Source organism: Candidatus Zixiibacteriota bacterium (assembly GCA_017999435.1).
In the GTDB taxonomy this organism is placed as follows: domain Bacteria; phylum Zixibacteria; class MSB-5A5; order GN15; family FEB-12; genus JAGNLV01.
In genome coordinates this window covers 542,535-553,866 of sequence record JAGNLV010000003.1, presented here as the reverse complement: position 1 = coordinate 553,866, position 11,332 = coordinate 542,535, and the positions used below count along the sequence as shown (strand labels likewise).

General features: G+C 64.9%; 9 protein-coding genes and 1 tRNA gene. 9 read left to right on the top strand and 1 reads right to left on the bottom strand.

Features of this window, described 5'->3' with window-relative positions; all coding sequences use genetic code 11:
- Window positions 1-2: 2 nt before the first annotated feature.
- Window positions 3-77: transfer RNA gene (locus KA261_10365), tRNA-Asn, on the bottom strand.
- A 784-nt stretch (window positions 78-861) separates the two neighbouring features.
- Here KA261_10365 and KA261_10360 point away from each other — a divergent pair.
- The 9 genes from KA261_10360 to KA261_10320 all read left to right on the top strand — a co-directional run bounded on the left by KA261_10360 (window position 862) and on the right by KA261_10320 (window position 11,319).
- Window positions 862-1,929, top strand: a complete 1,068-nt coding sequence (locus tag KA261_10360) for a PDZ domain-containing protein (GenBank protein MBP7698202.1) — start codon at window positions 862-864, stop codon at window positions 1,927-1,929.
- Between the two features lie 141 nt (window positions 1,930-2,070).
- Complete coding sequence (hprK, locus tag KA261_10355; GenBank protein MBP7698201.1) at window positions 2,071-3,042, top strand: HPr(Ser) kinase/phosphatase; 972 nt, start codon at window positions 2,071-2,073, stop codon at window positions 3,040-3,042.
- A 158-nt stretch (window positions 3,043-3,200) separates the two neighbouring features.
- On the top strand, window positions 3,201-4,934 hold the full coding sequence (locus KA261_10350) for a peptidylprolyl isomerase (protein MBP7698200.1): 1,734 nt from the start codon (window positions 3,201-3,203) through the stop codon (window positions 4,932-4,934).
- A complete protein-coding gene (locus KA261_10345) occupies window positions 4,934-6,250 on the top strand; it encodes a peptidylprolyl isomerase (GenBank protein MBP7698199.1) in 1,317 nt (438 codons plus the stop codon). Before KA261_10350 ends, KA261_10345 begins: the two co-directional genes overlap by 1 nt.
- Window positions 6,250-6,498, top strand: coding sequence for an RNA-binding S4 domain-containing protein (locus tag KA261_10340; protein MBP7698198.1), 249 nt, complete (start codon window positions 6,250-6,252; stop codon window positions 6,496-6,498). The genes KA261_10345 and KA261_10340 overlap by 1 nt, the downstream gene beginning before the upstream one ends.
- A gap of 119 nt (window positions 6,499-6,617) precedes the next feature.
- Window positions 6,618-8,108, top strand: coding sequence for a magnesium chelatase (locus KA261_10335; protein MBP7698197.1), 1,491 nt, complete (start codon window positions 6,618-6,620; stop codon window positions 8,106-8,108).
- 33 nt (window positions 8,109-8,141) lie between these two features.
- The gene (locus tag KA261_10330) at window positions 8,142-9,236 is read left to right on the top strand and encodes a VWA domain-containing protein (GenBank protein ID MBP7698196.1); all 1,095 of its coding nucleotides are present in this window, start codon (window positions 8,142-8,144) and stop codon (window positions 9,234-9,236) included.
- A 166-nt stretch (window positions 9,237-9,402) separates the two neighbouring features.
- Window positions 9,403-9,669, top strand: a complete 267-nt coding sequence (locus KA261_10325) for a hypothetical protein (GenBank protein ID MBP7698195.1) — start codon at window positions 9,403-9,405, stop codon at window positions 9,667-9,669.
- Between the two features lie 201 nt (window positions 9,670-9,870).
- A complete protein-coding gene (locus KA261_10320) occupies window positions 9,871-11,319 on the top strand; it encodes an MFS transporter (protein ID MBP7698194.1) in 1,449 nt (482 codons plus the stop codon).
- The last annotated feature ends 13 nt before the right edge of the window (window positions 11,320-11,332 follow it).

Sequence of the window (11,332 nt, the reverse complement as noted above, 5' to 3'; positions counted from 1 at the left end):
TTTGGCTCCGGTGGCTGGACTCGAACCAGCGGCCCGCTGATTAACAGTCAGCTGCTCTACCACTGAGCTACACCGGAGTAATCAAAAAACCGCGCTTCGCCCGCAGGCGAAGCTCACCATTAATACCGTTTTTCCCGCCAAAGTCAACTCCTTTTTCCCGCACCCCTCACCCGATCCGCTCTCAGTCGATCTGCCCTCAGCCGATCCGCTCTCAGCCGATCCGCCCTCAGCCGATCCGCTCTTAGCCGACCCGCTCTTACTCGATCCGCTTCCGGCCGACCCGCCCACACCCGATCGGTCCTCCCGGCCCCCATCGTCCGGGCGGCCCGTCGTCGGAGGCATGGACCACGCGCACCTCGGGGATGTCCCTGCTCCCGCCGAATCGCCCGGGATCGCCACAGCGATCACTACGGATTCGGCGTAGTCATTGCGACTGCCAACCTTCTCCCCACCCGCGCGAGTCCGCAAGGCAGCCATAGATTCGCGGACCGCGCGCCATCGGTTCCCCGGCAGTGTGCCCCTGCACATGAGCGACCCGGTGCAATCCACGCGGCCGGTCAATCCAGACGGTCGGGCGTAGCCGGCCGGATGTCGGGGGCGTGACGTACAACTTGTTGCCCCGCATATGAGTAGCCCCGCCATGAGACTCTGCCGGGACGGGGCGGGGCGGGGAGAGGAGAGGACGGGAGAGGCTCCGCGACCCGGCTCGCACCGTCTGCACCGGCACCCCCGGGCCGACGGCATATCTCCTGCGCTCCGGCGCCCCGCCCTCTCGGTCTCTCCCCCGTGAAACCTCGCCGGACGTCCCGCGTATATCGCTTTAGCAACCTGAACAGTCTGACCCATGGAGGATATAGCGCTATGAAACGATTCTGGCTCGCGGCGATCGTGGCTCTGGCGGCCCTCGGCCTGCTCGCCGCCACCGGTCTCGCCGGAAAAGATACAGATGAGCGCGCCTGGCTGGGGGTCTATACGCAGTCGGTCGACTACGATCTGGCCGACGCTTTTGATCTCACCGTGTCCTACGGCGCCGTCATCAACGAGGTGGTCGAGGATTCCCCCGCCGACCAGGCCGGCCTGAAGAACGGGGATGTCATTATCTCGCTCAACGGCGAAAAAATCACCGACTCCGATGATTTGATCGATGTCCTCCACGAAGCCTCGCCCGGCGATCGCCTCGAACTGGTCGTCATTCGCGATGGCAAAGAGCAGAGTGTCTCCGTTGTCGCGGGCGCGCGGTCGGAGGAGGACGACAACCTCTACGGCACTTTCCGCTCCTACTTCGACGGCGGCAACCATTCCGCGTACACGTTGTCGGGCGCCAAGCAGACCTACCTGGGAATCACCCTGAATGATCTCACCGACCAGTTGGGTGGCTACTTCGGCGTCGCCGACGGCAAGGGGGCGCTGGTGAGCGAGGTCGCGGAGGATTCGCCGGCGGAGAGAGCGGGGCTCAAAGCAGGCGATGTGGTTATTGAGATCGATGGCGAGAAGGTCGCCGATGCATCGGAGGTGACCGAGGCGATCCGGGACCGCGAGGCCGGCGATAAGGTGGTCATCACGGCCATCCGGAACCAGCGGGCGGAGAATTTCACCGCCGAACTGGAGACCCGCGACAGTCCTTTTTACGGCAATTTTGCGACTATCGGCCCCGACCTGGCTATTCTGAATGTCCCCAAGCTTCGCGGCCTCTCCAAGGGGAACTACGACGGCGCGCTGGAGGAGTATTTCAACTCCGAGGAATTTCAGCGCGAGATGAAGGAGCTTCAGGAACAGCTCGGGAAACTGAAATTCGAGTTCAAGGATCTCGACCGGCTCGGCGACGACCGCGACGAGCTGCGGAAAGAGCTGGAAGAGCTGCGCCGCGAACTGCAGGAGATGAAAGCCGAACTGAAGCGGGAATTGAGAGACCGGCAGGACCGGCAGTAACTGATACGGGTCCCCTTTACCCCGGGGCCTGACAGTGCCTTTTTATCCTCCTCGAACCGCCCCGCCTTCCGGCGGGGCGGTCTATTTTGCCCCTGTTTTTCATAGTTGCCCCCTCCCCGGGTTTTGTATATTGTCCCTGCCATGTCGGGAATCACAGTCGAGAAGCTCTATACGACCCGGACCCAGGATCTGGAGCTCACCCTGCTGAACAGCAGCACGGCCGGGCTGAACAAAGTCATCCACCATCCCGAGCTCCACCGCCCCGGTCTCGCCCTGACCGGCTTTTTTGAGCGCTTCGCCAACCGCCGTGTCCAGATCGTCGGCGAGACTGAAATGGCCTACATGAACCGACTCCCCCTCGAGCGTCTGGCCGAGATTTCCCACCTGCTGTTTGAAAAAGACATTCCCATGGTCATCATCAGCAAGGGGCTCACGCCGCCCCCGGAATTCCTGGACGCCGCCGACCGGCACCGCACCGGCGTCTTCTCCAGTCGCCTCACGACCGCCGAACTGGCCGCCCGCCTCTCCGCCTACCTCGACCACATCTTCGCCCCCTCGATCACCGTCCACGGCACGCTGGTCGACGTCTACGGCGTGGGGCTGCTGTACACCGGCAAGTCGGGCATCGGCAAGTCGGAGGTGGCCCTCGACCTGATCGAACGCGGCCACCGGTTGGTGGCCGACGACGTGGTGAAGATTACGCGCGCGGCCCCGGACGTGGTCAAGGGCTCCGGCTCCGAGCTGCTCGGGCACCACATGGAAATCCGCGGCGTCGGCATCATCGACATCGAGGGCCTCTTCGGCATCCGCGCCATTCGCATGCAGAAGCGGATCGAGGTGGAAGTGAACCTCACCCTGTGGTCAGAGACGGACGACTACGAGCGCCTCGGCCTCGAGGAGCGCTACACGACGATCCTCGGCGTCCAAATCCCCATTGTCCGGGTCCCCATTTCCCCCGGCAAGAACATCACCGTCATCTCCGAAGTCATAGCCATGAACCACATGCTCAAGGTGTACGGCGAAAACTCGGCGCTCGAGTTCAGCAAGAGGCTCTCCCAGCAGCTGTCCCGGCAGTCTCTGACCAAAGACTACCTGGAATCGGACTTCGAATAGCGCCCCGCCCCTTCCCGAATCCCCTCAAATTCCCGCTTGGCGGCCGGGGCCCGGCCCGCTATAATATTGTCTTGTCGCCGCTCGGCGAGAAACCACCGTGCCGTCGCGCGGTACAAAGGGAGTATGAAGCGTAGGAACCTGTTGAAGGAATAGGATCGATGGACAAAGGTTATCGCCCCCTCGTGTCGGCCTTCGGGCTGCTGCTCTTGGCCGGTCTGCTGGCCGGCTGCGGAAAATCGGACAACCCCACCCTCGCCGTCGTCGGCGACTACGAAATCAAAGCCGCCGAGTTCAACGACTACTTCCGCAGCATCCGCTACCCGTTCCCGACCGCGCAGGACGAGTTCGCCAAGCGCCGCGAAATGCTCGACACGATTGTCGTCAACCGCCTCCTCATCCAGGCCGCCTACGAGAAGGGCATCGACCAGAGCGAGGAACTGGCCCGCCTCGTCGTCCAAAACCAGGACCGGCTGCTCGTCGACGTTCTCGCCCAGCGCCGGATCGCCGAGAAGTCCGTCCCCACCGAGCCCGAGATCCGCGAGTTCTGGGAGAAGCTCGAGTACAAGATCAAGGCCTCCCACATCCTCGTCGACAACCTCGACACGGCCAACGCCCTCCTCGCCCGCATCCAGAACGGCGAGAGTTTCGAGAAGCTCGCCTTCGATTACTCCCGCGATCCCTCGGCCAAGAAGAACAAGGGCGACCTCGGCTATTTCACCTGGGGCAGCATGATTTCGGCTTTCCAGGAAGCCGCGTTCGCCATGGCGCCCGGCGAGGTGTCCCCGCCCGTCCACACCGAGTACGGCTACCACATTATCAAGCTGGTCGACAAACTCCCCAACGAGTTCCGCGATTCTTTCGACAAGATGAAAATGGAAATCAAGCAGCAGCTGGAAAACCGGAAACGCTCCGAACTCTCCCGCGCCTACGTCGAGAGCCTGCGCACCAAGTTCCCGATCCACGTCGACACCGCCACCTGCCAGTACCTGCTCCACAAGCGTTCCATGCTCTACCCGCCCATGCTCCTGGAGACGCTCCCCCGGAACGATTTTGACGTCGAGCAGCTCGATCGGAGCGAGAAAGAACTCGTCCTGGCCACCTGGGACAACGGCCAGATCACGGTGCTGGAGTACCTCGACCTGGCCAAGAATCTCTCCCCGGCGATCCGCCCCGATTTCGACCAGTACGACTCGCTGGCCTCCGTCATCTTCACCATCAAGCTCCAGGACCTCCTCGTCGTCCAGGCCCACCGCGAGGGCATGGACAGCGACCCCGAGTACCAGCGCCGCCTCAAGCTCTTCAAGGAGCTGACGATGGCGATGATCATGCGGGACGATTCGCTCCCGGTGCCGCCGGCGCCCGATGACGGCATGGTGCGGCGGTACTACGATGAGCACCTCGACGAATTCACGGATCCGGCCAAAGTGCAGGTCTTTGAAATTCTCCTCTCCGACGAGCTCACGGCGGGGAAACTGGCCAAGGAAATCCGCTCCCTCCAGGGGTTCCGCGACAAGGCCATGGACCTGACCGAGCGTCCGGGCAAGCGCGCGGCCGGCGGCGACCTCGGCTACATCGACCGCAAGTGGTTTCCGGAGATCTACGACCTCGCCGTCAAAACGCCGGTCGGTCAGATCGGCGGCCCCGTCGTTACCCAGGGCAAGTACTCCATCTTCTACGTCGCCGACAAGATCAGCCCGACGGTGAAGGACTTTCTCGACGTCAAGGCGCAGATCCTCACCAAGCTGAAAGAAGAGCAGCGCGTGCAGGCGCTCGCCGTCTGGATCGAGGAGCGCAAAGCCCAGACGACCATCCGCATCAACGAGGACGCCCTCCGGACAACGATCGACATGGACAAGTACCCCCAGGGCGTGCCGCAGGGAGAGCAGGGCTGATGGCGGGCGCGGGACGCGGCCGCACGCCGCTCATCATCGTGGCCGCGCTGGCGGCTTTGTTCGCGGCGGGCCCGGCCGGGGCCGCGCGCGACACGGTCGACCGCATCGTCGCCGTCGTCGGCGACAAGGTCATTCTCGCCTCCGAGCTGGCCGGCCAGATGCAGCTGGCCGTGCTGCAATCCAAAAAGCAGCCGAAATCGGAGGAGGAGGTGGAGAAGCTCAAGCGCGAGGTGCTCGAGGAGATGATCTCCGACCAGCTCTTCCTCGTCGCCGCGGAACAGGACACCTCGGTGAAAGTGACCGACGAGGAGATCGACCAGGCGCTCGATCAGCAGGTGGCGCGCATCGCCGCCAACTTCCCGACCACCGCCGAGTTCGAGGCCGCCCTGTCGCAGGAGGGCCTCACCCTGCGCGATCTTAAGAAACGCTACCGCGACGACATCCGCGGCCAACTGCTCAAACAGCGCCTCGTCGGCCGCCGCCTCCAGTCGGTGTCGGTGTCGCGCCATGAGGTCGAGGCGTTCTACAGCCAGTTCCGCGACTCCATCCCGACCCAGCCCGAGGCGGTCAAGCTCGCCCACATTCTCCTGGCCCTTGCGCCGGCCCCGGCGGTCGACGATTCCGTGAAGACCCTCGCCGCCGCGCTCCGGCAGAGAGTCCTCGACGGCGCCGATTTCGCCGCCCTCTCGGCCCAGTATTCCTCGGGCGGCGCGGGCGCCAACGGCGGCGATCTCGGCTGGGTCTCCCGCGATGATGTGGTCGAGGAATTCGCCCGCGCCGCATTCAGTCTCCAGCCGGGCGACATCTCCGGCGTTGTCCGCACCCAGTTCGGCTACCACGTCATCCAGTGCGAGGACCGGCGGGACAACCAGGTCAGGCTCCGCCACATCCTCCTGGCTGTGCAGCCCACCCGCGAGGATACGCTGCAGACGAGCGAGCTGGCCGATTCGCTCATCGCCGAGGCCCGCGCGGGCGGGGATTTCGCCCAGATGGCCAAGGCGTACTCGGCCGACGACCGCACCCGGGCCACCGGCGGCGAACTCGGCTGGTTCGCGGTCAACGAACTCCCGGTTGAATTCGCCGCCGCCGTGAGAGAGTGGAAAACCCCGGGCGAAATCCGCGGCCCCGTCCTTACCGAATTCGGCATCCACATCCTCAAACTCCTTGCCTACCAGTCCGAGCACGAGTTCACTCTCGAGAACGACTACGACCGTCTCAAAGAGCTCGCCCGCCAGGAGAAGACCGCGCGCATGATTGAGGACTGGATTGATGATATCAAGGCCCGCACCTACATCGACTACCGCCTGGGGTCGTGATGCGCATCGATGACTACCTCTCGACCGTCGGCGTGGTCAGGCGCCGCACGGTCGCCAAGGAGTTGGGGCAAAACGGCCTGGTCACAGTCAACGGCCAGAAAGTCAAACCGGCCTACCAGGTCCGCCCCGGCGACGTCATCCACATCAAGGGCAGCCGCAGCGTCACCGTCGAAGTCATCGACATCCCCTCGGGTTCGGTGCCCAAAGAGCAGCGCGAGCGCTACTACCGGATCGTCGCCCACCCCTGACCGGTCCCTCCGGGCGTCCGGTTTTTCCGCGTTCCCCCGAACTTCCGCCCGGCCGCGTTGTTATCAGGAAGTGATACCGAACCCGGAACCGCTAGCCCCTTACGGGGCAAAGGGAAACGATGAGCAAGACAACCCGACCCGCCACCCGCGGCGAGCTAAAAGTGTCCGGCTGGAAGAGCCGCTCGGTCAAGGATGAATTGCGGGACAACCTGCGCGCCCGCATCGAGTCCGGCGAACCGGTTTTCCCGGGCATTGTTGGCTACGACAAGACTGTGCTCCCCGGCATAGAAAACGCCCTCCTCGCCCGCCACAACTTCATCCTTCTCGGTCTGCGGGGCCAGGCGAAGAGCCGCATTGTCCGCGGGCTGGAGACGCTGCTCGACGAGTATATCCCCGTCATCCCCGGCTCTCTGCTCAACGAGGACCCGCTTAGCCCGATCTCGCCCCGGGGGCGGCAGATGGTTGCCGAGATGGGCGACCGGATGCCGATTGCCTGGCTCCACCGCAGCGAGCGCTACCACGAGAAGCTCGCCACGCCCGACGTCTCCATCGCCGACCTCATCGGCGACATCGATCCGATCAAGGCGGCCCGCGAGAAGCTCGACATCTCCAACGAGGAGGTCATCCACTGGGGCATAATCCCCCGCACCAACCGGGGGATTTTCGCCATCAACGAACTTCCCGACCTCCAGCCGCGCATCCAGGTGGGGCTCCTGAACATCCTCGAGGAAAAGGACATCCAGGTCCGCGGTTTCCCCCTGCGCGTGCCGCTCGACATGCTCCTGGTGTTCACCGCCAACCCGGAGGACTACACCAACCGCGGGAACATCATCACCCCGCTCAAAGATCGCATCGACGCACAGATCATCACCCACTACCCGCGCACGCTGGCCGAGGCCCGTGCCATCACCGAGCACGAGGCCGACATCGCCGCCGCCGACATCCGCATCCCCGACCTCGTTCGCGACCTCATCGAGGAGGTGTCGTTCCAGGCCCGCGCCAGCGAATTTGTCGACCAGACCTCGGGCGTCTCCGCCCGCGTCTCCATCGCTGCCTACGAGGCTCTCGTCTCGAACATCGAGCGCCGCGTCCTCCGCTTCCGCGACCAGGACCGCTTCCCCCGCATGGCCGACGTCTACGCCATCATCCCGGCCGTCACCGGCAAAATCGAACTGGTGTACGAAGGGGAGCGGGAGGGTTCTGCGCTCGTGGCCCACAACCTGATCGGGCTGGCGGTCAAGGAGGTCTTTGCCCGGCACTTCCCCGAGCCGCGCCGGGAAAGGCGCCGCGGCGACCAGAGCTCGGCGGCCGACCGGGAAAACCCCTACGAGGCCATCACCGACTACTTCTCGTCCGGCCGCAAACTCGAGCTCTCCGACGACATGCCGTTCGACCGGTACAAGAAAGCGCTGACCTCGATTGCCGGGCTCGACCGCATCGTGCGGCGGTATTTCGACACCCGCGACGAACGGGAGTTTCTCCTGCGCATGGAGCTGGTGCTCGAGGGCCTGCACCAGTACAACGTGATTGCCCGCGAAATCCGCGATTCCGCGGTCAGCTACGGCGACGTGCTCTCGGACATGCTGCGCGGGATGGAGAGCGACCGCTGACCGGGCGCCGCCCCGCCGCCCGGGGGAGAGGCCATGCGATTCATATACTCCGAATGGAACGAGGAGCTGTTCCGCCGGCTCCGCCAGCTGGCCGACCTCATGGCCATCTACAACCACCTGCTCATACGGCTCGCCGGCGACGTCGAGGAAACCCTCCGGCTCATGCGGCGCCTGCAGGAGCAGGGAATCCTCGATGAGAAGTACGACCTCGACGAGTTCGAGGAGGAACTCCGCCGGAACCGCCTCATTGGAACCGGCCGCGACCGCCGGCTCCGCCTGACCGGCAAGGGGGAGCGCCGGCTCCGCCAGGACGCTTTCGACGCCGTGTTCCAGGGGATGAAAGCGGCCGGCCGGGGCAACCACCCGCTGCCGTACGAGGGGGGCTCGGCGGAGGAGCCGCTGCCCGAACGCCGCCCCTTCGAATTCGGCGACAGCCCCCGCCGCATCGATTACACGAGCTCGCTCTTCAACTCCGTTCTCCGCACCGGCGACCTCGGCCTCGACATGGCCGAGCGCGACCTCGAAGTCAACGAGGCCGAGCGCCTCGCCTCCTGTGCGACCGTCCTCATGATCGACATTTCGCATTCGATGATCCTCTACGGCGAGGATCGCTTCACTCCCGCCAAGCAGGTGGCCATGGCCTTCACCGAACTGATTCTCACGCGCTACCCCAAGGACGATCTCACCGTCGTTCTCTTCGGCGACACCGCCCGGCAGGTGCCGATCGAGGAGCTGCCCTACGTGAGCGTCGGCCCCTACCACACCAACACGCAGGCCGGCCTACGCATGGCCCGCCGGCTGCTCATGGCCAAGAAGCACGCCAACCGGCAGATCTTCATGATCACCGATGGCAAGCCGTCGATGATCACCCGGTCCAACGGCCGGCTCTATCGCAATCCGGTGGGCCTCGATCCCATGATCGTCAACCGCACTCTCGACGAGGCCGTGATCTGCCGCAAGAAGAAGATCCCGATCACCACTTTCATGGTGACCGATGATCCCTACCTGCGCACGTTCGTCGAGCGCCTCACCGAACTCAACCGGGGACGCGCCTACTTCGCCTCCGTTGACGACCTCGGCTCTTTCGTCATCTGGGATTTCGTGAGCCATCGGAGGAAGCGGTTGTAGGAGCGCCCGCCATCGCCCGCCGGCCCTCCCGCCGTCTCTCCCGTCCCGACCGGCCCGGCGTTGTCGGGGTAGACAAAAAGAGTTGACGGCCGCAGGCGCCGTCCCGCTTCTTACTTCCGTACGCAGCGGTATGCCCGGTTCCTTTACGCGCAGCCCGGAGATTGTCATGGATGGATTCTCGTTCGACACACTCGCCAGCCTGGTGCTGGTGCTCGGTTTGGTCTTTTGTGCTCTGGCTTATACTTGTCTCAGCGGGGCCGGCAAGGCCGCCCCGTGGTACTCCCGCGGTTTGAAACGGAACCACTTCGCCGGCCGCGGGTGGATCTTCATCTGGATCGCCGCGCTGCTGATCGTGGCGGCTTTCGTCTACTTCGCCTCTGAGGCGGTTCGGGGTTTCGCGGCCGGGTGGCACTCCCGGTTTCCGTCCCGCTGACCGCCCTTTGCGGTTCTGCGCATCTCATCCGGCGCCGCTGCGGCAGTGATCGTGTGCCGGGTGGCGCGACGCCCGCCGCCGTCGCTCAAAAAAAAACCTTCCCCCGCGCCCTGCCTGCATATCTTATCCCCGGCGGCCGAGGATCCCGGTCTTGTCCGGGTGCGTGTCCGGCCGCCGAACAAGAGAGACCCCGGGAGCCCCATGCGCCGAATGAAAGACAGCGACCTTGCCGCGTCCGCGCCGCGCGGGCCCAGGTACGGCTCGGCCCGCGTCTCGGCGGTCACCCGCGCGGCGTTGACCCTGATTTCGGTGGAGGGCGCGCTGGCCACCGTCTTCACCGTCCTCACCGGCGGCGCGTTTCTCACCGGCCTGGCCCTCCTGTGGGGGGCGAATGATTTCGAGATCGGGCTCTTGACGGCGGCGCCGTTTTTGGCGCCGATCGCGCAGCTCGCCTCCGCCTACCTCATTGACCGCACGGGCGCCCGCAAGCGCATTACCGTCCGCTACTCCGTCATCGCCCGCCAGTCCTGGTGGCTGATCGTGCCGGTGGCTCTGCTCCCGATCGGGTTCAAGCTGGAGATTCTCATCGCCGTCGTCATCGTGTGCGCGGTCGCCATCAACATCGCCACCGTCGGGTGGATGTCCTGGGTGGCCGACCTCGTGCCCGAGCGGATTCGCGGGCGTTTCTTTGGCACCCGCAACGTGGCGATTTCCCTGGCGACCCTGCTGGCCACCATGATCGGCGGCATCATTGTAGACTACTTTCGCCACCGGGGGCGCGAACCGGTGGGGTTCGCCGTCATCATCGCCGCCGCCGCGGCCTTCGCGGCCGCGGCCGCCGTCCTGCTCAACCGCACCCCCGACCGCCCGTCGCGCGGCGCCCGCATCGGCTGGGACCGCCTCGTCGAACCGCTCCGCAATCCCACCTTTCGGCACCTCCTGGTCGTCTTCTCTGCCTGGAACTGCGCCATCGGCATCGCCGCTCCCTTTTTCGCCCCCCACATGCTCACCAACCTCGGCATGAGTTTCACGCTCGTGGCCGCCTACAGCAGCGCCGCCGCTGTCATCGGAATGTTCATGAACCGACCCTGGGGCGCTCTCATCGACCGCTTCGGCTGCAAGCCGGTGATCGCGTTCACCGCCCTCGGCATCGGCTTTATCCCGCTCGTCTGGCTGTTTCCCACCGCCGGCCACCTGGGCATCCTCATCCCCGAGGTGATCTTCTCCGCCATCCTCTGGACCGGCTTCAATCTCGCGGCCTTCAACATCCCGATCGCCAACAGCCCGAGCGGCCGACGCAACGCCTACCTCGCCCTCTTCTCCATGGTCACCGGCATCGCCTTCTTCGCCGCCTCGCTGCTCGGCGGATACCTGGCCGAACGCTGGTCGGGCATGACCTGGCAGATCGGCGGCCGCACCTTCGTGAACTATCATCTCCTCTTCGCCATCTCCGCCGTGCTCAGGTTCGGCAGCGGGCTGTATGCCCTCACTTTCCACGAGCCCGCCGAGAAACGCCTGCCGGTGATGATTCAGTTCATGGGGTACTCGGTGCTCCGCGCCGTCTGGACCGGCCGCCACCTCTTTCCGAAACCCCCGCGCCTCCGTCCCAAACGGCCCGCCGATCCGACCAACAGCAAGCTCTCGCGTTAGCCTCGCCGGTCGG

Bases quoted from the DNA above. Each gene is read 5' to 3' on its own strand.
- KA261_10340 (MBP7698198.1), top strand. From the start codon at position 6,250: ATGCGCATCGATGACTACCTCTCGACCGTCGGCGTGGTCAGGCGCCGC.
- KA261_10325 (MBP7698195.1), top strand. From the start codon at position 9,403: ATGGATGGATTCTCGTTCGACACACTCGCCAGCCTGGTGCTGGTGCTC.
- hprK (MBP7698201.1), top strand. From the start codon at position 2,071: ATGTCGGGAATCACAGTCGAGAAGCTCTATACGACCCGGACCCAGGAT.
- KA261_10330 (MBP7698196.1), top strand. From the start codon at position 8,142: ATGCGATTCATATACTCCGAATGGAACGAGGAGCTGTTCCGCCGGCTC.
- KA261_10360 (MBP7698202.1), top strand. From the start codon at position 862: ATGAAACGATTCTGGCTCGCGGCGATCGTGGCTCTGGCGGCCCTCGGC.
- KA261_10345 (MBP7698199.1), top strand. From the start codon at position 4,934: ATGGCGGGCGCGGGACGCGGCCGCACGCCGCTCATCATCGTGGCCGCG.
- KA261_10350 (MBP7698200.1), top strand. From the start codon at position 3,201: ATGGACAAAGGTTATCGCCCCCTCGTGTCGGCCTTCGGGCTGCTGCTC.
- KA261_10320 (MBP7698194.1), top strand. From the start codon at position 9,871: ATGCGCCGAATGAAAGACAGCGACCTTGCCGCGTCCGCGCCGCGCGGG.
- KA261_10335 (MBP7698197.1), top strand. From the start codon at position 6,618: ATGAGCAAGACAACCCGACCCGCCACCCGCGGCGAGCTAAAAGTGTCC.